Raw genomic sequence first — 23,130 nt, forward strand, 5'->3', positions numbered from 1 at the left:
GGGGAGAAGATGATGGAAGAGCAATTAATACCCATTCAGTGGAAAGATGATTCTTTAGTTTTGTTAGATCAAACATTATTACCGAATGAGGTTGTCTATGAATCTTTCAAGACAGCTGAAAGCGTGTGGGATGCCATTCAAGTAATGAAAGTAAGAGGAGCGCCAGCGATTGGTGTTTCGGCAGCGTATGGTGTGTATTTAGGTGCTAAGGAAGTTACTCAAAGTACGATAGAAGACTTTATAGCAGAAGTCAAAAAGGTGTGTGCATATTTGGCAACATCAAGGCCGACAGCAGTAAATCTATTTTGGGCACTTGAAAGAATGGAGGCAATCGCGGCGGAGAACTTACATTTATCAATTGCTCAGTTGAAAGATAGATTACTAGAAGAGGCAAAAGAAATTCATAGAGAAGATGAGGAAATTAACCGTCAAATCGGGGAACATGCATTAACGTTATTCCATGATGGAATGGGAGTATTAACACATTGTAATGCTGGTGCGTTAGCGACGACTAAGTATGGTACTGCGACAGCTCCAATGTACTTAGCGAAAGAAAAAGGATGGGACTTAAAAATCTATTCAGATGAAACTCGTCCTAGGTTACAAGGTTCAACGTTAACAGCATTAGAACTGCAGCGAGCGGGCATTGATGTTACTGTTATTACGGACAATATGGCAGCTATGGTCATGTCACAAGGGAAGATTGATGCGGTAATTGTTGGATGCGACCGTGTGGCAGCAAATGGTGATGTAGCAAATAAAATTGGCACATTAGGCGTATCTATTTTAGCGAAATACTACAACATTCCGTTTTATGTAGCAGCACCAACACCAACAATTGATTTAAAAACACCGACAGGAAAAGAAATCCCAATCGAGGAAAGAGATGGTTCTGAAGTGATTAATCGCTTCGGACAATATTCTGCTCCGAAAGAAAGTAAAGTATATAATCCAGCATTTGATGTTACGCCACATGAAAATGTAACAGCGATTATTACAGAAAAAGGAATTGTCAAGGCACCATTTACGGAAAACTTAAAAAAGCTATTTTAGTAAGTAGATAGATACAAAGTCAGTCATCATAAGCTTCATACTTAGGGGGATGTATATGTTATTACAAAAAGAAAGAGAAGAAATTGTAGCATACGGAAAGAAAATGATTTCTAGCGGTTTAACAAAGGGGACAGGCGGTAATATTAGTATTTTCAATCGTGAACAAGGTCTTGTTGCGATTAGCCCAAGTGGTTTAGAGTATTATGAAACAAAGCCTGAAGATGTAGTTATATTAAACCTAGATGGTGAAGTAGTAGAAGGAGAGAGAAAACCATCAAGTGAATTAGATATGCACCTTATTTACTATAGGAAGCGTGAAGATATAAATGCACTTGTGCATACACATTCTCCTTACGCAAAGACGATTGCGTCATTAGGATGGGAGCTTCCTGCTGTGTCATATTTAATTGCTTTTGCAGGTCCGAATGTCCGCTGTGCGCCGTATGAAACATTTGGTACGAAGCAATTAGCGGATGCTGCTTTTGAAGGCATGATTGATCGTCGTGCTGTGCTACTTGCAAATCACGGTTTAATTGCTGGTGCAAATAATATAAAAATGGCGTTTACTGTTGCAGAAGAGATTGAGTTTTGTGCTCAAATTTATTATCAAACCAAAAGCGTTGGAGAACCGAAGCTATTGCCAGAAGATGAGATGGAGAATTTGGCGAAGAAGTTTGAAGGGTATGGGCAGCAGTAGAATGAAACGAAAACACCCTCAAGAAAAGATCTTGAGGGTGTTTTTTACGCCTTCTTAAGCAACAAATACATAAAGTAAGGAGCCCCAATTAAAGCAACGACAATACCTGCTGGAATGCCATTAGGATCAACGATATTTCGTCCAATTGTATCTGCTAATAATAATAGCCATCCGCCGATTAAAAGGGCGATAGGCATGAAGATTTGATGTCTTGGACCTACTAAAGATTTCGCGATATGAGGAGCCATTAATCCGATAAAGCTAATTCCTCCTGTTACGGAAACAGCTGCAGCTGCAAGTGCAACGGCTGCAACTAATAAGTACCTGCGTTCTTTTTCAATTTCAATTCCAACGCCTATTGCGACTGGTTCGTTTAATGCTAAAATGTTTAATCGATTTGCTTTATAGAAAATAAATGGAATGAATACGATTAACCATGGGAGCATTGCTAAAACAAAGATCCAGTCATCTCCCCAAATATTTCCGGCAATCCATTTTGAAATAAAGTCTACTTTCATACGATCTGCGGATGAGATAAGGACAATCATCGTTCCAGATAGTGCAAATGCAAAACCGATACCGGTTAATGTTAATCGGATTGGCTGAAGTCCAGTTGACTTACTATATGAAAATACGTAAATTAGAACAGCTGTCAGAAATGCTCCGATAAATCCAACTACAGGTAGTAAGTAAAGAAATGAACCTACATCTATTGGAAAGTATAAAAAGAAAATAGCAACAGCAACACCGGCCCCAGAGTTGATTCCGAGAATACCAGGTTCAGCTAAATCATTTCGAGTAATTCCTTGGAATATAGCCCCTGATAAAGCGAGAGCCATACCAGCTAATAATGTAATGACGATTCTAGGTAGTCTTAAAGAGTATAAAACGAACTCCTCTTTAAAAGTCCCTTTCCCCATTAAGGTTGGGAGTAGTCGATCATAAGATAAAGATGCTGAACCAAGCCCCATTCCAACTACAATGGTTGTGATGATTATTATAAGTAAAGCGAGTATAATAAGACGCTGTTTTCTTAAAATAGATTGCATCATGAGAATGTTTTTCCCCCTTTACGTACAATGAATAGGAAGAATGGTAACCCTACAATCGCGACAATTGCCGCAACTGGTGTTTCGTATGGAGCGTTAATAGTACGTCCGATTGTATCTGCAAGTAGCATAAAGGAAGCTCCAGCAATTGCTGACATTGGTATAACAAATCGGTAATCTGGACCGACAATTGGGCGTACCATATGAGGTACCATTAAGCCGATAAATGCCATATTTCCAACAAGTGCTACAGATGCACCTGCAAGTAAGATAATAATGATAAATAAAATAGTTTTAATAACAATAATTTTTTGACCTAGTCCAATAGCCACTTCCTCACTGAAACTAAGAACTGTCAATTTTTTTGCTAGTAAGATAGCGATAAAGATACTAATTGAAATGACTGGAATAATAATTTTTAATTGGCTCCAAGTTGTTCCAATTACGCCCCCAGCAGTCCAAAGTGATACATCTTGTGAAATTTTAAAGTAAATGCCGATTCCTTCTGAAATTGCAAGTAGAAATGCGGAAACTGCAGCGCCCGCTAATACAATTCGAAGAGGAGAAAGGCCGCCTTTTTTTACCATACCAATTCCAAATACCATAATTGCGCCAATTGCAGCACCGATAAAGCAAGCTAATGTTAAGTAAAGATAGCTGATGGAAGGGTTGAAAGCAAGTGTCAGTGCAAGCGCAGCATTCGCTCCACCAGATAGCCCTAATAATCCAGGATCTGCAAGTGGATTTCGTGTTAATCCTTGCATAATTGCTCCAGAAACGGCTAATCCAGCTCCTACAAAAATAGCAGCAACTTCACGTGGTAAACGTATTTCTCGAATAATAGATATTTTGTCTCCTTTAGCCGAGGAAGTGAGTGCTAACCATACATCTTTTATCGAAGTATCTGCAGCACCTAATACCATTGCAACGATAAAAATAAGAAAGAATGCAATTAAGCTTAAAATTAGTTTGTATGTAAAAGCTATAGAACGTGGATTTTCATGATCTTTTGTCATTCGTTTCACATCTTTTCTGTTCATAGAATAAAGGAAGAGGAATTCTTAAATTAAGAATTCCTCATGTTTGTATTATTTACCAAGAAAGTTCTTCTTGAAGAAGTCTAGTTGGAAATCTAATGTAAGTGGATCATTGAAATAGAATTCCATCATGTTTGCTTCATATACGCGATTATTTTTTACTGCTGGGATGTTTTTATATGATTCTGTCTCTTGGAATGAGTTATCAGTATCTTTATTTTTACTTACGATTAAGTAATCACCAGCAAATTCAGGTAATACCTCAGTAGATAATGCGTAATAACCTTCTTTTAATGCTTTTTCTTTTACTTTTTCAGGCATTTTTAATTTCATTTCTTGGTACAGAATTTCTGTTCCGCGGCCCCAGTTCTCGCCGTATACATAAAGCTGTTTGTTGAAGTTTTCTACAACAGAAACTGTAGCATCTTCACCGATTTTTGCTTTAATTTCTTTACCAGCTTCTTGTGCACGTTTCTTGAAGTCATCAACCCAAGTTTTTGCTTCTTTTTCTTTGTTTAATAACTTACCGATTTCTAAATGCTGTGTTAAGTAATCAACTTTTCCGTAAGTGTATGTTACAGTAGGAGCGATTTTCTTTAACTTATCGACATTTTTAATATTTGATAAACCGATGATTAAATCTGGATTTAGTTCAGCGATTTTTTCAACATTTTCATCTGATACTTCAGCAACATCTTTAAGTTTGCTTTCAAAACGTGGGTTTTGTTTAGACCATGAATCTACCCCAACAAGATTTACACCTAATGACATTACGTTACCAGCGAATGATGATAATACAACAACGCGTTTTGGATTTGCAGGAACTTCTACTTTACCATTTTCAGATTGGTATGTAATTTTTTCTGATTTACTACCTTTTGCATCGTTCTTTTTGTCTGTAGAGCTATTGCTACAAGCGCTCATAACAAGAACGAAAAGAACTGTTAGTGAAATAAATAACTTTTTCATCGTCTTTCTCCTTTAACATAGATGGTATGTGTATACAATAATTTGTTTAACTGTAATCTTTTTGAAAGAGTAGTGGTAAAGCAAAATAATTTATTAAAAATCTTGAATATGAGATTTTATAATATAGTATTAACCATATTAATGAAAGAAGATGTAATCTCAAATTTGCTAATTATTAACAAAATGATAATGATTATCACTATTGATTCTTTAAATAATATAATTTTATATAGGTGTATTGTCAATAGTAATTTTGATTGTAAATTTTGCGGAAACAGGTTATATTTTATTGAGAATGATAATCAATGATTAGTAGCTGAGGAGTGAGCACGAATGAATCGAGAAGAATTGTTTGATGTAACCGTGATAGGTGGAGGACCTGCAGGGCTTTATTCAGCTTTTTATAGTGGACTCAGAGAAATGAGAACGAAAATAATAGAATTTCAACCACATTTAGGTGGAAAAATACATGTGTATCCGGAAAAAATGATTTGGGATGTAGGAGGACTATTGCCAGTTACAGGTGATAAGTTAATTGAACAACTTGTAAAGCAAGGGTTAACATTTAAGCCAGAAGTTGTATTAGATACAAAAGTGGAATCAATTATTCGTAATCAAGATGGTACTTTTACATTAAAAACAAGTACTGGGGAAGAACACTTTTCAAAAACAGTTATCGTCGCAACAGGAAGTGGTATATTGAAACCGCAAAAGTTATCTATTGAAGGTGCTGAGCGATTTGAAGTATCGAATTTAAATTATACAGTTAAATCTTTAAAGCGTTTCAAAGGTAAAACAGTTATTATTTCCGGTGGAGGCAATTCTGCTGTTGATTGGGCAAATGAATTGGAACCAATTGCGAAAAAAGTGTATGTAACGTATAGAAAAGAAGAATTATCTGGTCATGAAGCACAAGTAAAACAACTTATGAATAGCTCAGCGGAGTGTTTCTTTAATACATCGATTACAAAATTAATTGCTGGTGATAATCATGAAGCGATCGAATATGTAGAATTAACAAATCATGAAACAGGTGAGATTTCTCATTTACCTATTGATGAAGTTATTATTAATCATGGATATGAACGCGACATTACATTATTGGAAAATAGTGAGTTAGACGTTGCAATTATAGATAATTATTATATTGCAGGTAATGCAAATAGTGAGTCTTCAGTAGATGGATTATATGCTGCTGGAGATATTTTAAAGCACGAAGGGAAACTACACTTAATTGCAGGTGCATTCCAAGATGCTGGAAATGCTGTGAATAAAGCAAAGCAATTTATCCAACCAGATGCAAGTGAGTACGGAATGGTTTCTTCTCATAATGAAGTATTTAAGAAGAGAAATCGCGAACTGATTAAGCAGATGATGAAATAATAAGGAACAAGTATACCCCCACATACTTCTCTATTCAAATGGATGAGAGATGTACGTGGGGGATTTCCTGTTTACTATATTTTCAATCATTATAATGACACCGGTTTCATCAGTTCATATCATATGAACATTTTATTGGTAAAGCATCCTAGAAAACAATTTAGCTATGTTTTGCTTACGCAGAACATGGCTAAATTACGCTGTCCCTTTAGCGCGTTCATTAGGGAATGGCATATTTAGTATAGAAGCAATATACTGTTTTCCATGCATTCGAGCTAATGATTCTAATATTTGGCGAACACGTTTTGTAAGATGACCTTGTTTTTTGATGGCTTCACAATATGCGTCATAGAAAGCATATTTAGCCCAAAGGAAATCATCTTGTTGGAATAAGAAATGATTTTTGTACCATTCACCAATTGTATGATAACAATTGTTTTCATGTATTGCTGTGCTTTGAGAAAGAAAACGATCAGATAAAGATACATTCAAATGAGAAATTGTGTTTTCTGTTTCAACTTGTAGTGTTTTTTCTAACATTGTAATGATGTGACGAGTAGCCATATGTTAACTCTCCTTTGTGTAAATGGGTAATACCATTCTATATTTAAAAAATTCTTACTATATAATACTATACAATATATGGAATGCATCTACCTGCTTTTTGAACTGCATTTACAAAATCTTTTTTATTTGTTTACAAAAATAAAGTAAGATACAGTATAGATGAAAAAATAATAAAGGAATGAACGCATTGTATATAACAGTAGAAGAGACTGCGGAGTATTTGAATTTACCAAAATCGTATATTGAAGAGTTAATTCAGCAAAAGAAAATTCGTGCGCTATTCGATGGAGAGCAATATTTAGTAAATAAAGAACAATTTAATACACATTTAGAACAAATGGAGAAATATAAGCAATTAGTGGAAGAAATATTGAACGAACCAATTCCAGAAGATATGGATGTTAAAGACGAAGATTAAACTATGGGAAATCCCTTATGAAGATATGCAGAAATGTATCTTCATAAGGGATTTTTTGTTTGAAGATATCAAAAATATAAGGAGTTCTTAGCCTTTCTTCAAATTTTGATAGGTAGTAGTCTACCATGTTAAAAGCATATTTTTTTCTAGCTAGGACAAACATAGAGAACGTAACCTGTACAGATACATATACTATCAGTGCAAAAGCTTATAAATTAATGGAAGGGGTTTTCTCGTGAGTATATTTCATTGTGATTTTTTGAAAGACTTAATTGGATCTTTTGTGAGAGTAAACAGGGGTGGTCCAGAATCTCAAAAAGGAACAATAATATCAGTATGTCCGGACTACTTCGTATTGCAGAATGAAAAAGGTGAACTGTATTACTATCAACTTAGTCATCTAAAAAGTATTACAAAAAATGCGAAAGACTGTGGATCAAGTGATTGCGAATGGGAAGATTGCGAATGTGCAGAAGACTTTGAAGCACTACTGCAAACTTTCAAATATTGCTGGGTGAAAATTAATCGCGGTGGTCCAGAGAAAGTGGAAGGCATTTTACAAGATGTTTCTTGTGACTTTGTGACAGTAATTGCAAAAGAAGAAGTTATATTAATTGCAATAAAGCATATTAAAAGCGTTAACTATAATGCATTAGCATGCGGAGAGAGCGATGAGAGCGACGATAGTAGCAGTAAAGAAAGTAGTAGCAATAATTCAGGTCGCGCTCGTGCCCAAAGACAATCAAGTAGAGGAAGATAATAAGAAAGGGGGATACAAAATTGGAGAACGTATTATGCTGTGACCAAATTAAATGTTTAGTTGGTGAGACTGTAAAAGTAAACCTTCGTGGACCAGAAAGTCGAGTAGGTGAGCTCGTATCGTTAGGCAAAGATTATCTAACGTTACAATTACCTCATGGTGAATTAGTGTATTACCAGTTAAAACATGTGAAGAGTCTAGTTAAGAAAGTGAAAGAAAGTAAATGTGGCGATTGCTATAGTTCATGTTTCTGCTCTGATGAGGATACTTTTTTAGATATATTAAAAGACTTGAAGTATAAGTGGGTAAAAATTAATCGTGGCGGTCCAGAGTGTGTGGAAGGTTTATTAAGTGAGGTACACCATGACTGTATTACACTAGTAAACTGTGATGAAGTTATTTATGTAATTAAGTCTCATATTAAGAGTGTGAGCCAAGTAGTTAAATGTAAAAAGAATGAAGATGAATAATGTTTAATAAATAAGAGGGGCATTATGAGGGAAAGAGAAGAACAATTTCTTATTTCGATAGTATGAAAAGGAATTACTTACTATTAAAACAGAACTTTGCCCTGATTATTTTTTTAGAAATGGAAGACAGGTAAGAAGAAATTCATAGGAAGGAGGATATAGATGAATGAGTTAAACAAAAGTATTGGAGAAAATATATATGTTAAATTAATCGGTGAAAAAAGGTTTAAAGGTGTATTAATAGATGTAGGAAATGATATCATTGTTCTTTACAATGGACAAGACTATGTATATATATCTTTATATCATGTACAATACTATAAATTTTTAAGACCATATGACGAAGAAATATTAAAACCAGATGTTGATTCTGTAATTAAGAGAGAATCCCCTTCCATTTCTTTGAGAAAAGTATTAAGTACTTCTAAAGGAATTTTTACAGAAGTTTATGTAGCAGGAAGTGCTCCAATACATGGTTATGTTACAAGTGTGATGAATGATTATATTGTTTTTTATAGTCCGGTTTATAAAACGGTATATATATCTTTAAAACATTTAAAATGGTTAATTCCGTATAAAGAAAACCAAGTGCCGTATGACCTCAATAAAAATGAACTCCCCGTAAATCCGTTAAATATTACGTTAGCTCGAACGTTTGAAGAACAACTTATTAAAATGTCTGGCAAAATCATGGTGTTCGATTTAGGTGAGGAATCTAATAAGATCGGAAAGATGGCGAAGATTGATGAAGGGCATATTGAAATATTAAAAGCACGTGATGCGAAAATGTATGTAAATATTCAACATGTAAAATCTGTCCATTGTCCGTAAGCTAGTTGAAAGGGCTGGCTTTTTCTTTTATATGCAGAAGAAAAGGTCGAGCCTATTTGTTTAGCTCGATTTGAATATGAGGGGAAAAATGAATTGAATATAAATATATTATGGTGTGATTTTTTAAAAAAATTTTGTACTAATTTATAAAGAAATGTGTACGAGCTATCTTTTTATGTATTCAATTTATTTTTTGAGAAGGAGCTGCTCAACTAATTTATTAAAGGAGTTTTGTTGGTGGAGCAGTTTCTAAATCCGTTATCGATTACATTACTTGGTAGTGCTGGTGGAGCAGCAAAAGCAGTTTTAGCAATTTTAAATCAAGCGATAGCAAATGAAAAAGATCCAATTTATGAAGTATTAAAGAATGCCAAATTTCATTTGGTGGATATAAAACAAAAAGATAGGACTTATTATGATGAGTTGTTTTCGAATTTGAAAGGTCAATTATATTTATATGAGATAAACCTTCAAAATGTAGTGGAATTTAAAGAACATTTAAAAGAAAAAAGTACGAGTGTTGTGATTGATGTTTCAGGGGCAGATACAATTAGAGTATTAAGCTGCTGTAATGAATTAGGAATTTGCTATATTAATTCAGCCTTGGAAAATGAAGCAGTAGATCAGGACGACAGCTTAATCGGCTTTCAGCTTACGGAAAGATATACAAGGTTTGAGAAGGAGAAAGAGAAATTTACAAATACAAAAGCGATTATAGGTTCAGGTATGAATCCAGGTGTTGTTCAATGGATGGTTGTTGAGCTTATGAAGGAACGACCAAATGAAAGGCCAAGAGCATGTTATATTGTAGAACATGACACATCATTTTTGAATGATACAGCACTTATAAAGCCACATACACTTTATGCTTCATGGGCAGTAGAGCGATTTTTAGATGAAGCGATCTGGAGTTATCCGATGTATATGAGTCATCATCGTCCTCTTTACTTTTATGAAGATGTATATTCTTCAGAGTATAAAGTGAAGTTAGGAGAAAAAGAATTCTATGGTTGTTTAATGCCACATGAGGAAGTATTAATTTTAGGGAAAAACTTTAATATGGAAGTTGGTTTTCTTTACCGAATTAATGAGTATACAACAAATATAATTAGACAGAACTTAGATCAAGTAGAAGATTTATGGAACTGGAATCGTAAAGTGTTTAATCCAGCGGAAGAAGAGGTTGCTGGAGAGGACTTGGTGGGTGTGTTACTCGTTTATGAAAATAGTGAGACATATATGTATAATGTGATGAATAGTAGCAAAGTTTTTCGTAAATATAAAACGAATGCAACGTATTTTCAGGTAGGGTGCGGGATTTATGCGGGCCTGTCCAGTTTACTTTTAGATCAATTTGAACAAGGTGCTTATTACGTCGAGGAGTTGTTATTAAATACAGAAAGTAAGTACGGTGAGTATTTAAATTTATATATGAAGGATTTTGTAATGGGGCATAATAATTTTACGGATGGATTGTTACATGACAGGGTAAGATGGATGTAAGTTGTTACTAAAAGGAAGGAGAGATCTCCTTCCTTTTAGTATTATAAGGTTAAATATTGCCCTGAAAGCAATTTCATACTTATACTTTAAGGAGAATAACAATGAAAGTTTTTTGTATCGATCAAGGGGAGTTTTTATATGAATAAATACAAGAGCTTGATTTATGAAGAAAGAAGAGCCTTAAAGGTATTTATATTATTATTCTATATTATATTCTTTTTATATGACGCTATATATTATTTTGTATATCCTGCTATGAATATTAGTGGAACAGCGGTAGGTTGGCCAGAAGGTAGTCTTGGGATAGGTGTGCCTATATTTGTAATGGCATTATTACCTATTTCTATATATCTTCAAAAAAGAGGATATGTATATTCTGTAAAATATTTATTTTTATTTGGGTACATGTTTATCAATCTTGTTAATAATTTAATGATTTATTTGCGAACGGATAGACCTTTTGAACATGGCAGTATGGTAGAAATGTTATTAATTTTATTTGCCCCAGTTTTCGTGAATAAAAAATACTTTTATTTAGTGTCCTTTAGTGTAATTGGAAAGTACGTATTTTTCACATTGCTATTACAAGATTTAAAAGTGATAATTCCACTTGTTTTATGTGTATTTTATTTCATTATTTCACATTCTTTATTAAAACGATTTCAATCTTATGTAAGAACAGTGGTTGAAATGATGAACAATATGAAAGAGACGGAAAATTTAGCTGTGATTGGGACTATGTCTACAACAATTGCCCATGAAATTCGAAATCCGTTAACAGCGTTAAAAGGATTTACGCAAATGCAAAAAGAAAGAAATCCAACTGATACGATGAGCTACGACATTATGCTACAAGAAATTGAAAGAGTCAATGGATTTGTTAGTGAATTAATGTTGTTAGGAAAACCAAAGCCAACAAATTATGAAAGGTGTAATATACGAGACATCCTTCTATATGTTGTGCATCTAATGGAAAGTTATGCAATGCAATATAGAGTTAAATGTTATTTACAAGTAGATGGGAATTTACCAACTATAAACGGTAATGATAAGCAATTAAAACAAGTATTATTAAATATCATTAAAAATGGAATAGAATCAATGCCAGAGGGTGGAGAAATCCATATCCGTGCATATCAAAAAATGCAAGGATATTTGTGTATTTCTGTTGAAGACCAAGGATTTGGTATAGAGAATGAGAAGTTAGAAAAAATCGGCAAGGCGTTTTACACAACAAAGGAAACTGGTACAGGACTTGGATTAATGATTACATATAAAATTATTAAGGAACATCAAGGGAGTATCACAATCCAAAGTAGTATAGGAGTAGGAACAAAAGTAGAAATTTTTCTGCCGACCGTTTAATGTATTGGGAGAAAAGATTTTTCAGAAAAGTGTTCTTGTTGTGTAAATATAAACATTTTATAAAATGTTTCAAGAAGGGTTTTTTTTATAAAATACTTCGTTTATAATGGAGGAAAATATCGACATGAGATTGATTGCTCATGTAGCGGTTCAGTAGTGTTATGAAAAGATAAGAAGGGGTGCACGCGCATCCTTTTTTCTATGCAGATATTATGAAAGAGGTGGTATGATGGAATTAACATTAAATTCGACTGTATGTTTACACACGATTCAATTTCGAAAAGAGCAAAAGAATTATATTGTAAAAGATACAATTACAGGAGAAAAATATGAAATGCCGCCACTTTGGATTGATGCATTGGCAATGATGCGTGACGGTTTTTTATTGAGGGAAATTGAGGAGAAATTAAAAGAAGAGTATCCATCCGAAGAAGTGAATATGTTAGCATTCACGAAGCAACTGTTAGAACTAGAACTTGTTGAAATGGTAGATGGGGAAGAAATAGCTTGTACAAAGAAGAAAGAGAAGGATTATTTAGCTTGGTTACGTCCCCATGTTGAGCAATTCTTTCTTAATTTAAATAAAAAAAATAGAAGCAAAGGTCAATGATGATCTTTGCTTTTTTGTATAGTTTGTTTAAAAAATTACAGCGAATGCTCTTGCGAAAGCACCGTCGCTATCTTTAATTTTTAAAGGTGCTGCTGAGAAGAAGAAACGTTTCGTGTGAATGGCATCTAAGTTTGTTAAGTTTTCGATTAAATAAATATTATTCCCAAGTAGTATGTGATGAATTGGTGATGTTTCTGTCGTTACCTCATCAGGAGAAATAAAATCTAAACCGACAGATTTTACTTTTAATTGTACTAGTTCCTCGGCTAATTCTTCAGAAAGATAAAAAGCTTCTTTCTCATACGCCTCTGTATTCCATTTAGTAGATAGATTGGAATGGAAAATAACAATATCTCCTTCTCTTATATCAGCATCGTGCAGTACTTCTTTAGGTAGTTTTCGTTCTTGTACATGAGTTACATCAATAAGAATCGCTTCGCCTACAAATTGATTTAGGGGTAATTGATCGATAGTCGTTGCGCCTGAAATAAAATGCGCAGGAGCATCACAATGCGTGCCAACATGAACGACAGAATGAAAATCTGTAACTTGATAGCCTGATTCTTCAACACTTGTAACAGCTTCTAGTTGTATTTTAGGTGTTCCAGGAAATTGAGACATATTATTTTCAAATGTTTGCGATAAATCAATTACTTTCATTTTACATACCTCCAATATATGTTTTTCAAATAATAAAAAGCTCACCCTTCAATATCAAGAAAGGTGAGCTTTACATGCTAGTTGAATTTTATCTTCCAAAATGCAATGCATTTTGCAGGAATTAGCACCTATTCAGTTTGTATAAACTGAGGTTGCTGGGCTTCAAAGGGCCGGTCCCTCTGCCTCTCTTGATAAAGAAGTATTTAATTTTAAAACCGGAATTTTCCGATAGTTAAATTGTAATTCATTTCCTTTTTGCGTGCAATACAAAATAGGTATTCACCCAAATAAAGCTACGCGCATATTGTAGCTTATGTAAATAGAATGCTGCGAAGGAGTGAGTGCAGTGACAGGAAATGTATTGAATTATTATGCTGGTGGTAATACAGCTAGGGGATTTCATAATTTATATGAAGAGAATTTAAAAGGGTTAGACAGATTATTTATCTTAAAGGGTGGTCCAGGAACGGGGAAATCTTCTTTAATAAAGGCAATCGGTCGTGAATGGGTTGAAAAAGGATATGATATTGAATTTTTACATTGTTCTTCTGACAATAAATCGGTTGATGGTGTAATTATCCCAAAATTAAAAGTAGGAATTGTTGATGGGACATCACCACATGTAATTGAGCCCAAAATGCCAGGAGTTGTTGAAGAGTATATAAATTTAGGAATTGCTTGGGATTCAGATAAACTAAGGAAGCAGAAGTTAGAAATTGAAAGATTTGTTTCAGAAGCAAGCAAAGCTTTTCAGTCTGCTTACGCATGTTTTAAAGAGGCATTGCTTATACATGATGAGTGGGAGAAGATATATATTGATAATATAGATTTTAATAAAGCAAATGAATTAACCGATCAGCTAATCCAGAAATTATTTGCAGATAAAAGCGGGAGACAATCGCTTGTAAAACATCGTTTTTTAGGAGCTGCTACACCGAAAGGAGCAGTTGATTTTGTTCCTAATTTAACAGAAGGGTTACCATATCGTTATTTTATAAAAGGGCGCCCAGGCTCTGGAAAATCAACGATGCTCAAAAAGTTAGCTAGGGCAGCTGAAGAAAAAGGGTTTGAAGTTGAAGTATATCATTGCGGATTTGATCCGAATAGTCTTGATATGGTTATCGTAAGAGAATTAGGCTTTGCAATTTTTGATAGCACTGCACCACATGAATATTTTCCAAGTCGCGAGGGTGATGAAATTATTGATATGTATGCCCTTATTGTTACCCCAGGGACGGATGAGAAATATGCGAAGGAAATTCGTGATGTTTCCATTCAATATAAAGCAAAAATGAATGAGGCGATGTCTTTCTTAGCAAAAGCAAAATCGGTTCGTGATAAATTAGAACGAATTTATATTGCTGCTATGGATTTTTCAGTAGTAGATGCATATAAAGAGGAGATTCAAAAAGAGTTTGAACGAATTGCTGCTACTGTAATCGAAAAGCAATAATAGAAGTTTCATTGGGCTGTCAGTAATTTCTGACAGTTTTTTTAGTATGTAGTAAAATTGATAGTGTATTGTCGAATTTCCAAGGAAATAATCAAAAAATGGAGATGTTATGAAATGAGAGAGAAAATCGAGTTGGAGTTAGAAAGAATTGAAAAAGAGAATGATGTGAAAATTTTATTTGCGGTGGAATCAGGGAGTCGTGCTTGGGGGTTTCCATCGAAAGATAGCGATTATGATGTTAGGTTTGTTTATATACATCCGGTAGAATGGTATTTATCAATTCATGACAAACGAGATGTAATTGAATATCCAATTAGTGATGATTTAGATATAAGTGGTTGGGATATTAGAAAGGCGTTGCAACTATTCGCGAAGTCGAACCCAGCTTTACTTGAGTGGATTCGATCACCAATTTTTTATTCGAAAAACTCTAATTTTCCAGAACTACTTCAACAGATGAGTGAGAAGAATTTTGATCCAAAAGCAACGATATATCATTATTTACATATGGCTTCGAAAAATTATCGTGAATTTTTGCAAGGTGAGAATGTAAAGCTGAAAAAGTACTTTTATGTATTACGTCCTATTTTAGCTTGTAAGTGGCTAGAAGAGAAAGCAACTTTACCACCTGTAGAATTTGACCGATTGATTACAGAATTATCATTAGAACGTAGCGTATTAGATGAAATTGAAAAGTTGTTAATAAAGAAAAAAGCAGGTACTGAATTAGATGTTGGATTGAAAATTAAGGTGTTGAATCAATTTTTAGAAGAACAAATTCATTACTATGGGCAATACGTGAAAGGTGTTGAAAAGGGGTTAGGGATCGATATTGAGATTTTAAATAAACTATTTCGAGACATGCTGTTTGAAGCATATGAAAAAGAGCACAAGTAAGTTTGTGCTCTTTTTATTTTGTAGGAATAAAGAAAACAGATATAGCTGCGATAAGACCTGCAAAGGAGAATAAGTAAAAATTCCATGATAAGTCATATTGCATTGTCATAATAATACCGACGAGAATAGGGCCAGCAATTGCACCAACTCGGCCAAGTCCAAGTCCCCAGCCTAAGGAAGTAGCTCGGATATGTGATGGGAAGTATTGGGTTACATATGCATTTAATATTTGAGTAATACCGACTGATCCAATTCCAGCAAGACCAATTAAAAGATAAATGATTGTAACAGATGGTTTAATTGTTAATAGTCCAATACATATAGCTGCCATAAGATAGGAGATGCTAATAACGATTTTAGCTCCTATACGATCCGCGATTGCTCCAGCAAATAATGCACCGATAGCGGCAGTAATATTTAGCATAAGTAGAAATGATAAACTAGATCCAAGAGGGTATCCTGCCTGTCGCATCATCTGAGGTAACCAAGTATTTAAACCGTATATTAAAAACATTCCCATTATATAAGTGATCCAAAAAAGTAGCGTTGCTTTTATGTATTCTTTTGAGAATAAAGTAAGAAATCCATTTTTCTTTCGTATATTAGACGGAGTTTGATAAGTTTCATTTTTCGCATAGAATACAATTTGAAAACGATTAAGGATTTGGTCCACTTCTTTTTGGCGATTACGTGATAATAAAAATTGAATGGATTCAGGTAAATAACGAATAATGAAAGGAATGAGGAGTAGTGGAATCATTCCGATGCCAAACATAGTTCTCCATCCGAAACTTTCTAACATAAACATAGACAAAATAGCGCCTAACACGATACCTAAAGGATAGCCAGTAAACATAAGAGCATAAATAAAAGATTGTCGTTTTTTTGGTGAATATTCAACAGTAAGTGCTGAAGCTGTTGGAATAACACCGCCTAATCCGATTCCTCCAATAAATCGAGATAAACCAAATAATTCGTGAGAAGGAGCAAGTGCAGCTAGTCCCATTGTGATAGAAAAAAGCGCTAAACAGCATATAAGCATCCATTTTCGTCCAATTAGATCTGTAATAGTTCCAACTAGAATAGCACCAATAAACATCCCAAATAAAGCATAGCTTGCAATTGTGCCAGCGTAAGCTGGTGAAAGTGCCCAGCTTTTGTCTTCTAGGAGCTTTGGAAGAACGGCACCGTAAATACCTAAATCATATCCATCAGCTAGAATGGCTAGCCAACAAATAAAAACAACAAGTTTTGTAATAGAGCTTGAAAAGATAGTTTCTGTAGATTCTAGATGAGGTGGAGCTGAAGGTTGCATAGTATTCCCCCCCTTTTATTTGTAGATGAATATATTATTTTATTTTATGTTAATATTTTCCTCCCTGTGTCGAAATTTATCTGAAAAGGTTTTATAATCAATAAAGAAGTTCAACAGGAAACCTGTTGAACTTCTTTATTGGTTTACTCATTATCAACTCGTTTTAACGGTTGATCTGCTGGACCTTCAATAACGTCTCCCTCAATTGAAAAGCGGGAACCGTGACAAGGACAATCCCAAGTACAATCACCATTATTCCATTCAACTTCGCAGCCGAGATGTGTACAAGTTGTATCGACGATATGTAATTTTCCTTCTTTGTCCTTATAAGCACCTGCCCGTTTACCGTTAACATGTACGACAGATCCTTCACCAACTTCGAGATCTTCTGGTTTACGTAATGCATTTTCAATCTTTCCTTCAATTAAATGTTTCGCAACATCAATGTTCTGGGAGAGGAACGTTTTTATATCTGGATTTGCATGGAAGCGTGATGGTGCATACAGTTCTTTATAGGGACTGTGGACTTTTAGGATGGAGTCCTTCAGTAGGTGAGCGGCAGCAGTTCCAGTTGTCATTCCCCATTTGCGATATCCAGTTGCAACAAATATATTTGGATTTCTTTCGTTAATATGTCCGATATAAGGAAGCTTATCTAGAGTGATTAAATCTTGTGCTGACCATCTATAAGGAACTTCGTCTATTCCAAAAGTTGCTTCAGCAAAAGAATAGAGTGCTTCATAATGAAGCATCGTATTTATTCCTTGCCCTGTTTTATGACTCTCTCCGCCAATCAAAATTAATTTTTCTCCATTGTTTGTTATATAGCGTAAGGAGCGCTTTGGATCATCAATACTTAAATACATGCCACCTGGATAATCCATTTTTGCTTTTATTGCAAGAGCATAGGAGCGTTCTGCGTACATTCGCGTAAAGAAAAAGCTATTTGCATCATAAAAAGGAAAATGTGAACAAGAGACGACATATTCACAAGTGATATGATGGCCCTCTTTTGTAATTATTTGTGGATAATCTCCCTTTTCCACATTCATAGCTGTTGTTTGTTCGTAGAGCTTTCCGCCCATCTCCACAAACTTTTCTAAAAGTGTTTTTAAATAAAGAAGGGGATGGAATTGTGCTTGATTTTTCATTACAAGCGCAGATTGTACTGGAATAGGAATCGATAGAGATTGAACATAATCACAAGGTATATTTAATTTTTGATAAGCTTCATATTCTTTTGATAAATTTCTTAATCCGTTATCGGTAGTTGTATATAAATATGAATCTTCATTTGAGAAATTACAGTCGATTTTATATGTTTGAACAGTTTCGTTTATGAATTGTAGAGCCTGATTATTTGATTCATAGTAAAGCCGGGCCTTTTCTACACCGAAATGATTTATTAATTCATCATAAATAAGATCATGTTGTGCTGTTACTTTCGCTGTTGTATGCCCAGTCGTCCCGTTTAAAATACGACCAGAATCAATTAAAACCACATCGATGCCTTCTTTTGCAAGTAAATAGGCAGTGGTAATACCTGTAATACCAGCACCGATAATAGCAACTTTCGTTTTTATATTTTCGGATAAACGAGGAAAAGTAGGAAACTCGGTAGATTCAATCCAATAAGATAGCGGCAGTTGTGGAAATGTATCATTTGTCATTGCGGAAACCTCCTGATTTTAGAACAATTTTCCTTTTAATATTTCCATATTATATGAAAATCATGTGTGTTGTTTTAGAAGAAGTCTATTTTTATTAAAAGAGGATATAAATTATTTTAATATAATTAATTAGGTAGGGCATTATGAAGAAGTAGGATTTATATAAAACTAAATTCAAGTGATTCTATTTGTTGATTACATAGAGAGTTATTGAATGAGATAGAGTCTATGGCGTTTAAGAAAATGTCTATATATAGTGGATAAAACCTTATGGAATCTATACATTTTCTTTAGTGAAATAAAGTATGATTATAAAAATATAACCACCTTTTATTACTAGGTCATAAAAGGTGTTGACAATATAGAAATTCTATTGTTATGATTCATCATGTGGAAAGGTTGATAGAGAGTAAAAAGAGAAATGTTTTTCATTGATAATAAAAGCGAAAAATAAGTGACGATAGAGTGAGTATATTTTCCTTATAATAGATGCTTTTTGGATCATCTAGTAAAATCAATCTGGAAACAAGAATTGATATATGTAAGTTGCGCAAGGCGCGGCATAAGAAAGGGGCAAAAGGATGAAGGAGCTTCATACGTTTGGGTGGTATGCAGCACGTGTATCACCACATTTGCCGAAAAAAGCATTTAAACCAGTGCCTACTCGTTTATTTGGTGGACTGGCTTATTTGCTTGTGGCATTGGCGGGGTTAATATCGATTGGTGTATTTGAATTGAATGTGTGGGCGAATCTAGGAATTGCGATTGTTCTTGGATTATGTTTTGCTTCACTTGGATTTTTAGGGCATGAAATTTTACATGGAACTGTTGTAAGAAAGGCATGGCTTCGTGACTTCTTAGGCGCGATTGCATTTATGCCATTATCAACAGGGCCAAAGCTTTGGAGAAAGTGGCATAATGCAACGCATCATGTTCATACACAGCATGAAGAGAATGATCCGGATGCATGGCCGACACTTGAGAAACTTAAGAAGAGTAAGTTTTTGAGTTGGGTATATCGTATGCCTTTACATGTACGTTCATTCTTTAGTTTTCTGTCACTAACAATTCAATTTACATTGCATTCGACTCGAATGTTCTTTCATTTTATAAAAGAGTTCAAGTCATCCAATCAAAAATCTGTATGGCTTCAACTTCTTTTGCCTTGGACAGTTTGGATTAGTTTATTGTTTATTATGGGACCTGGAAAATGGTTATTTGCATATGTCATTCCGTTGTTAATTGCTAACTTTATTGTAATGGCATATATCGCAACAAATCACCGCTTAAATCCAATTGTTCCAGTAAATGATCCGTTAGCAAACTGTTTGTCAGTAACAGTGCCGCGCTGGGTAGACGTTTTACATTTCAATTTCTCATATCATACAGAACACCATCTGTTTCCTGCTATGAGTTCTAAATACTATCCGTTAGTAAAAGAGAAGATTAAAGAAATGTGGCCGGAACGCTATCATGAGATGCCGATGACAAAAGCTTTGGCAGCGCTATGGAATACACCACGTGTGTATTATCAAGGAAGTGAATTAGTGGATCCGCATAGAGAGCATTTCTATGGTTCTTTAGGAAATGGACTAGATCCTCATAATATTTCATATCGTGAGGAACATATAGAGGAAGACGAAAGTATTAAAAAAGTAAATCAGTAAAAATTAATATATTTTTACAATGAAAAAGCAAGCCATCTCAGGCTTGCTTTTTCTTATAAAGAAACTTCCGTTTTGTTCTTTTTATGGACTTGGACGGAGTTAGTTTCTTTTCGTTGTAGTCGTTTTTCTAAAAGATTAACAAAGTAAGTAAATAGAAGAACAAGTACGAGATAGTATACACCAACGATTATGTAAGTATCTAATTGTTGGAAGTTACCTGCTGCAATTGATAAACCTGATCCCCATAATTCGGACAGTCCTACGTAAGCGACAAGTGAAGAGTCTTTTAATCCAATAATAAACTGGTTTCCTAGAGGAGGAAGAGACAGACGAAATGCTTGTGGTAATATAATCCGGCGCATAGCTAAAGGATAAGGCATACCTAAGGAGCGAGCGGCTTCCAATTGTCCTCGGTCGACGGATTGAATGGATCCTCGGAAGATTTCCGTAATATATGCACCGTTATGAATTGCTAAAGCGATTGCTCCTGCCCAAAAAGGGGAGAAAACAATGACAGATGTAATGCCAAAATAGAGAATTGCGATTTGAACGATTAAAGGTGTACCACGAATAATAGCAATATAGATATGAGCAATGCTATTTAAAACTTTGTTATTCGAGATTCGAAAGAAAGCGAATAATAATCCAATTAATGAACCGAGTACTAGGGAGGTTAATGTTAATTGTAATGTGACAATGGTAGCCTTTAAGAGTGTGGGATAGGTAGAGATAAAAATTTCAAACATGCGTTTCACCTCATATTGTATAGATTTTAGTAGAGAATGAAATGCCCCACATAAAATGAACATTTAATGAGTGGGGCACTGTTTATGAATCTTTTGAATGGCTAACTTACTTCGTTTTTTCCTCTTCACCAAGAATATTACGCCCGAACCATTTTTTACTGATCTTTTCATACGTACCATCTTTAATGATTTCATCTAACGCTTTATTTACTTTCTCAACCATTTCTTTATCATCTTTGCGAATAGCAATTCCCATTTCATCAAGATTTAATGGTTTTCCCGCTTCTTTTATATTCGATTTTCCCTCTTTTATCATACGTAGACCAACCATTTGATCCGTAATTACTGCGTCAACACGCCCAGGCTCTAAATCCATAAGAGCAGTAATGTCGCTGTCATATTCTGTAATTTGATTTGTATATTTTGCAACAAGATTTTTAAAGGTACTAGCTTTTACAACACCAATTTTCTTACCTTTTAAATCTTCTGGAGAAGAGATAGCAGTATTCTTTTTAGTCACAAAAATTTGAGCGCCAGAGCGATAGTACGGATTTGAGAAACTAACAGCTTTTAAGCGCTCCTCTGTAATTGCCATACTACCCAGTATTACATCATATTTCTTCGCTTGAAGACCTTGAATTAGCGTTTCCCATGGGTTTGTAACTGGCGTAGCCTTCATGTTCATCTTTTTAGCAAGAGCTTCACCGATTTCTATATCAAAGCCGACAAGTTTGCCGTCGTTTTCTTTATAATTAAAAGGTTTGTATAATCCACTCATTGCATAGCGAAATTCTTTTTCACCATTTGATGAAGTAGTAGAGCTTTCTTTGCTACAAGCTCCTAGTATGAAGGATGTACATAGTGTAATGCTCGCAACAATGGTTAATAGTTTTCTTTTCATAAAACCCCTCCTATATATTGATCATACGGATGATTTTAAGTATGTTATTGAAATATTTTATTTGGATGATTAGTTGTGCACCGTATGAATGTATTCCTTTTCGTTTGAAACAGAAGTTACATTATAAAACGTTGCGTAAAAATTGTTTTGCCCGTTCATGTGATGGAGCTGAAAAGAATTGTGCTGGCGGAGCATCTTCTACAATCTTTCCATCATCCATAAAGATAACGCGATCAGCTACATCTCTTGCGAAATTCATTTCATGAGTAACAATAACCATTGTCATCCCTTCTTCAGCAAGTTCTTTCATAACTTGCAATACTTCTCCAACAAGTTCAGGGTCTAAAGCTGAGGTAGGCTCATCAAATAGCATAATCTTAGGGTTCATTGCAAGAGCTCGTGCAATGGCAACGCGCTGTTTTTGGCCACCTGAAAGAAGATGAGGAGTTACATCCGCTTTATCCTGAAGGCCGACTTTTTGGAGAAATTGAGTTCCAATATCCTTTGCATTTGCTTTCTCTAATTTTTTTACGTGAATAGGTGCTTCTATGATGTTTTCTAGTGAGGTCATATGAGGAAAGAGGTTAAAGTGCTGAAAAACCATACCGACATTTTCACGGACTTTATTTAAATTTGAATGTTTTGGATCAATTCGCTCACCTTGTAAGTGAATTTCGCCTTCATCGTACATTTCTAAAAAGTTAAGACAGCGAAGTAATGTACTTTTACCAGAACCACTGGCACCAATTAAAACAACAACTTCTTTTTCTTTTACTTCTAAATCAATTCCTTTTAACACATCAAGTGAACCGAATGATTTTACTAGATTTCGAACTTGAATCATACAAAACCCCCAGTTAAAAATATATTTTACAAATGTTGCCCCTTATTTCTGTTATTAGTCATAAATTGTCAGAATCCTTTATTTTTTTCGTGCAATTTGATATTCAAAGAAATAATATTTTTAAAATCTCTATATCCTTCTATAATGAAAATATGGATAATAATATATAGGTAGTATTTATATTGCTTATAAAAAGGGGGAAAGGGAAGATGGAAAAAGAAAGGAAAACATTTTCTTTTGGATTACGTACACAACTTATGCTATT

The 23,130-nt window shown here is 34.4% G+C and carries 23 protein-coding genes and 1 riboswitch; of the genes, 13 read left to right on the forward strand and 10 right to left on the reverse strand.

All coding sequences use genetic code 11. The annotated features are described in order from the left end of the window. The first annotated feature begins 12 nt into the window (after nucleotides 1–12). Together mtnA and F3I02_RS18540 are read left to right on the forward strand one after the other, a co-directional pair. The gene (mtnA, locus tag F3I02_RS18535; RefSeq protein ID WP_000392498.1) at nucleotides 13–1,053 is read left to right on the forward strand and encodes an S-methyl-5-thioribose-1-phosphate isomerase; all 1,041 of its coding nucleotides are present in this window, start codon (nucleotides 13–15) and stop codon (nucleotides 1,051–1,053) included. 55 nt (nucleotides 1,054–1,108) lie between these two features. After that, nucleotides 1,109–1,750 carry an L-fuculose-phosphate aldolase gene (locus F3I02_RS18540; RefSeq protein ID WP_000926555.1) on the forward strand — a complete coding sequence of 214 codons (642 nt, stop codon included), beginning with the start codon at nucleotides 1,109–1,111 and terminating at the stop codon, nucleotides 1,748–1,750. Nucleotides 1,751–1,794: 44 nt separating this feature from the next. On the opposite strand, the gene F3I02_RS18545 is transcribed toward F3I02_RS18540, so the two are convergent. From F3I02_RS18545 to F3I02_RS18555, 3 genes are read right to left on the reverse strand one after another with little or no spacing between them, the layout of a single operon-like run. Next, the gene (locus F3I02_RS18545; RefSeq protein ID WP_000983739.1) at nucleotides 1,795–2,802 is read right to left on the reverse strand and encodes a FecCD family ABC transporter permease; all 1,008 of its coding nucleotides are present in this window, start codon (nucleotides 2,800–2,802) and stop codon (nucleotides 1,795–1,797) included. Continuing rightward, a complete protein-coding gene (locus F3I02_RS18550; protein WP_002163833.1) occupies nucleotides 2,799–3,839 on the reverse strand; it encodes a FecCD family ABC transporter permease in 1,041 nt (346 codons plus the stop codon). The genes F3I02_RS18545 and F3I02_RS18550 overlap by 4 nt, the downstream gene beginning before the upstream one ends. A 48-nt stretch (nucleotides 3,840–3,887) precedes the next feature. Continuing rightward, complete coding sequence (locus F3I02_RS18555; protein ID WP_131251898.1) at nucleotides 3,888–4,805, reverse strand: iron-hydroxamate ABC transporter substrate-binding protein; 918 nt, start codon at nucleotides 4,803–4,805, stop codon at nucleotides 3,888–3,890. 333 nt (nucleotides 4,806–5,138) lie between these two features. Between F3I02_RS18555 and F3I02_RS18560 the strand changes: the two genes are divergently transcribed. After that, nucleotides 5,139–6,188, forward strand: a complete 1,050-nt coding sequence (locus F3I02_RS18560; RefSeq protein ID WP_196478289.1) for an NAD(P)/FAD-dependent oxidoreductase — start codon at nucleotides 5,139–5,141, stop codon at nucleotides 6,186–6,188. Nucleotides 6,189–6,383: 195 nt separating this feature from the next. On the opposite strand, the gene F3I02_RS18565 is transcribed toward F3I02_RS18560, so the two are convergent. Continuing rightward, nucleotides 6,384–6,752, reverse strand: a complete 369-nt coding sequence (locus F3I02_RS18565; RefSeq protein WP_000235475.1) for a hypothetical protein — start codon at nucleotides 6,750–6,752, stop codon at nucleotides 6,384–6,386. A 181-nt stretch (nucleotides 6,753–6,933) separates the two neighbouring features. Between F3I02_RS18565 and F3I02_RS18570 the strand changes: the two genes are divergently transcribed. The 7 genes from F3I02_RS18570 to F3I02_RS18600 all read left to right on the forward strand — a co-directional run bounded on the left by F3I02_RS18570 (nucleotide 6,934) and on the right by F3I02_RS18600 (nucleotide 12,712). Further along, nucleotides 6,934–7,173 carry a helix-turn-helix domain-containing protein gene (locus F3I02_RS18570; RefSeq protein WP_001998970.1) on the forward strand — a complete coding sequence of 80 codons (240 nt, stop codon included), beginning with the start codon at nucleotides 6,934–6,936 and terminating at the stop codon, nucleotides 7,171–7,173. Between the two features lie 235 nt (nucleotides 7,174–7,408). Beyond that, nucleotides 7,409–7,933 carry a hypothetical protein gene (locus F3I02_RS18575; protein ID WP_000021529.1) on the forward strand — a complete coding sequence of 175 codons (525 nt, stop codon included), beginning with the start codon at nucleotides 7,409–7,411 and terminating at the stop codon, nucleotides 7,931–7,933. 20 nt (nucleotides 7,934–7,953) lie between these two features. Then, nucleotides 7,954–8,403 carry a PI-PLC domain-containing protein gene (locus F3I02_RS18580; RefSeq protein WP_000432506.1) on the forward strand — a complete coding sequence of 150 codons (450 nt, stop codon included), beginning with the start codon at nucleotides 7,954–7,956 and terminating at the stop codon, nucleotides 8,401–8,403. A gap of 162 nt (nucleotides 8,404–8,565) precedes the next feature. Next, on the forward strand, nucleotides 8,566–9,234 hold the full coding sequence (locus F3I02_RS18585; protein WP_001004269.1) for an LSm family protein: 669 nt from the start codon (nucleotides 8,566–8,568) through the stop codon (nucleotides 9,232–9,234). Nucleotides 9,235–9,471: 237 nt separating this feature from the next. Next, a complete protein-coding gene (locus F3I02_RS18590) occupies nucleotides 9,472–10,737 on the forward strand; it encodes a hypothetical protein (protein ID WP_000434668.1) in 1,266 nt (421 codons plus the stop codon). Nucleotides 10,738–10,875: 138 nt separating this feature from the next. Next, a complete protein-coding gene (locus F3I02_RS18595; protein ID WP_196478290.1) occupies nucleotides 10,876–12,102 on the forward strand; it encodes an ATP-binding protein in 1,227 nt (408 codons plus the stop codon). Nucleotides 12,103–12,331: 229 nt separating this feature from the next. After that, the gene (locus tag F3I02_RS18600; RefSeq protein ID WP_046945089.1) at nucleotides 12,332–12,712 is read left to right on the forward strand and encodes a hypothetical protein; all 381 of its coding nucleotides are present in this window, start codon (nucleotides 12,332–12,334) and stop codon (nucleotides 12,710–12,712) included. A 27-nt stretch (nucleotides 12,713–12,739) separates the two neighbouring features. Here F3I02_RS18600 and F3I02_RS18605 read toward each other — a convergent pair whose 3' ends face one another. Further along, the gene (locus tag F3I02_RS18605) at nucleotides 12,740–13,372 is read right to left on the reverse strand and encodes a cyclase family protein (protein WP_000862984.1); all 633 of its coding nucleotides are present in this window, start codon (nucleotides 13,370–13,372) and stop codon (nucleotides 12,740–12,742) included. Between the two features lie 85 nt (nucleotides 13,373–13,457). Then, a riboswitch (SAM riboswitch) is annotated at nucleotides 13,458–13,570 on the reverse strand. Between the two features lie 148 nt (nucleotides 13,571–13,718). On the opposite strand from F3I02_RS18605, the gene F3I02_RS18610 reads away from it, so the two are divergent. Both F3I02_RS18610 and F3I02_RS18615 read left to right on the forward strand, forming a co-directional pair. Further along, nucleotides 13,719–14,825 (forward strand): PRK06851 family protein, encoded by a 1,107-nt coding sequence (locus tag F3I02_RS18610; RefSeq protein WP_000147469.1) that lies wholly within the window; start codon nucleotides 13,719–13,721, stop codon nucleotides 14,823–14,825. A gap of 114 nt (nucleotides 14,826–14,939) precedes the next feature. Further along, a complete protein-coding gene (locus F3I02_RS18615; protein WP_001208239.1) occupies nucleotides 14,940–15,722 on the forward strand; it encodes a nucleotidyltransferase domain-containing protein in 783 nt (260 codons plus the stop codon). A gap of 13 nt (nucleotides 15,723–15,735) precedes the next feature. On the opposite strand, the gene F3I02_RS18620 is transcribed toward F3I02_RS18615, so the two are convergent. After that, entirely contained in the window at nucleotides 15,736–17,037 is a 1,302-nt protein-coding gene (locus tag F3I02_RS18620) for an MFS transporter (RefSeq protein WP_196478291.1), read from the reverse strand. A gap of 143 nt (nucleotides 17,038–17,180) precedes the next feature. Continuing rightward, on the reverse strand, nucleotides 17,181–18,707 hold the full coding sequence (locus F3I02_RS18625; RefSeq protein WP_000180401.1) for an FAD-dependent oxidoreductase: 1,527 nt from the start codon (nucleotides 18,705–18,707) through the stop codon (nucleotides 17,181–17,183). Between the two features lie 581 nt (nucleotides 18,708–19,288). Between F3I02_RS18625 and desB the strand changes: the two genes are divergently transcribed. After that, nucleotides 19,289–20,374, forward strand: a complete 1,086-nt coding sequence (gene desB / locus F3I02_RS18630) for a Delta(10) desaturase DesB (protein ID WP_000661223.1) — start codon at nucleotides 19,289–19,291, stop codon at nucleotides 20,372–20,374. 53 nt (nucleotides 20,375–20,427) lie between these two features. On the opposite strand, the gene F3I02_RS18635 is transcribed toward desB, so the two are convergent. The 3 genes from F3I02_RS18635 to F3I02_RS18645 all read right to left on the reverse strand — a co-directional run bounded on the left by F3I02_RS18635 (nucleotide 20,428) and on the right by F3I02_RS18645 (nucleotide 22,865). Beyond that, nucleotides 20,428–21,183, reverse strand: a complete 756-nt coding sequence (locus F3I02_RS18635; RefSeq protein ID WP_003299858.1) for an amino acid ABC transporter permease — start codon at nucleotides 21,181–21,183, stop codon at nucleotides 20,428–20,430. Between the two features lie 43 nt (nucleotides 21,184–21,226). Next, the gene (locus tag F3I02_RS18640; protein WP_046945087.1) at nucleotides 21,227–22,021 is read right to left on the reverse strand and encodes an ABC transporter substrate-binding protein; all 795 of its coding nucleotides are present in this window, start codon (nucleotides 22,019–22,021) and stop codon (nucleotides 21,227–21,229) included. 121 nt (nucleotides 22,022–22,142) lie between these two features. Further along, nucleotides 22,143–22,865 carry an amino acid ABC transporter ATP-binding protein gene (locus F3I02_RS18645; protein ID WP_000616922.1) on the reverse strand — a complete coding sequence of 241 codons (723 nt, stop codon included), beginning with the start codon at nucleotides 22,863–22,865 and terminating at the stop codon, nucleotides 22,143–22,145. Nucleotides 22,866–23,130 lie beyond the last annotated feature (265 nt).

Origin of the sequence: Bacillus sp. SRB3LM (assembly GCF_015712745.1) — a bacterium.
GTDB lineage: Bacteria > Bacillota > Bacilli > Bacillales > Bacillaceae_G > Bacillus_A > Bacillus_A thuringiensis_K.

Coding starts and splice junctions, on each gene's coding strand:
- F3I02_RS18635 (WP_003299858.1), bottom strand. CDS start 21,183: ATGTTCATTTTATGTGGGGCATTTCATTCTCTACTAAAATCTATACAA.
- F3I02_RS18555 (WP_131251898.1), bottom strand. CDS start 4,805: ATGAAAAAGTTATTTATTTCACTAACAGTTCTTTTCGTTCTTGTTATG.
- F3I02_RS18615 (WP_001208239.1), top strand. CDS start 14,940: ATGAGAGAGAAAATCGAGTTGGAGTTAGAAAGAATTGAAAAAGAGAAT.
- F3I02_RS18625 (WP_000180401.1), bottom strand. CDS start 18,707: ATGACAAATGATACATTTCCACAACTGCCGCTATCTTATTGGATTGAA.
- F3I02_RS18560 (WP_196478289.1), top strand. CDS start 5,139: ATGAATCGAGAAGAATTGTTTGATGTAACCGTGATAGGTGGAGGACCT.
- mtnA (WP_000392498.1), top strand. CDS start 13: ATGGAAGAGCAATTAATACCCATTCAGTGGAAAGATGATTCTTTAGTT.
- F3I02_RS18600 (WP_046945089.1), top strand. CDS start 12,332: ATGGAATTAACATTAAATTCGACTGTATGTTTACACACGATTCAATTT.
- F3I02_RS18540 (WP_000926555.1), top strand. CDS start 1,109: ATGTTATTACAAAAAGAAAGAGAAGAAATTGTAGCATACGGAAAGAAA.
- F3I02_RS18620 (WP_196478291.1), bottom strand. CDS start 17,037: ATGCAACCTTCAGCTCCACCTCATCTAGAATCTACAGAAACTATCTTT.
- F3I02_RS18565 (WP_000235475.1), bottom strand. CDS start 6,752: ATGGCTACTCGTCACATCATTACAATGTTAGAAAAAACACTACAAGTT.
- F3I02_RS18605 (WP_000862984.1), bottom strand. CDS start 13,372: ATGAAAGTAATTGATTTATCGCAAACATTTGAAAATAATATGTCTCAA.
- F3I02_RS18640 (WP_046945087.1), bottom strand. CDS start 22,021: ATGAAAAGAAAACTATTAACCATTGTTGCGAGCATTACACTATGTACA.
- F3I02_RS18550 (WP_002163833.1), bottom strand. CDS start 3,839: ATGAACAGAAAAGATGTGAAACGAATGACAAAAGATCATGAAAATCCA.
- F3I02_RS18570 (WP_001998970.1), top strand. CDS start 6,934: ATGAACGCATTGTATATAACAGTAGAAGAGACTGCGGAGTATTTGAAT.
- F3I02_RS18595 (WP_196478290.1), top strand. CDS start 10,876: ATGAATAAATACAAGAGCTTGATTTATGAAGAAAGAAGAGCCTTAAAG.
- F3I02_RS18545 (WP_000983739.1), bottom strand. CDS start 2,802: ATGATGCAATCTATTTTAAGAAAACAGCGTCTTATTATACTCGCTTTA.
- F3I02_RS18645 (WP_000616922.1), bottom strand. CDS start 22,865: ATGATTCAAGTTCGAAATCTAGTAAAATCATTCGGTTCACTTGATGTG.
- F3I02_RS18585 (WP_001004269.1), top strand. CDS start 8,566: ATGAATGAGTTAAACAAAAGTATTGGAGAAAATATATATGTTAAATTA.
- desB (WP_000661223.1), top strand. CDS start 19,289: ATGAAGGAGCTTCATACGTTTGGGTGGTATGCAGCACGTGTATCACCA.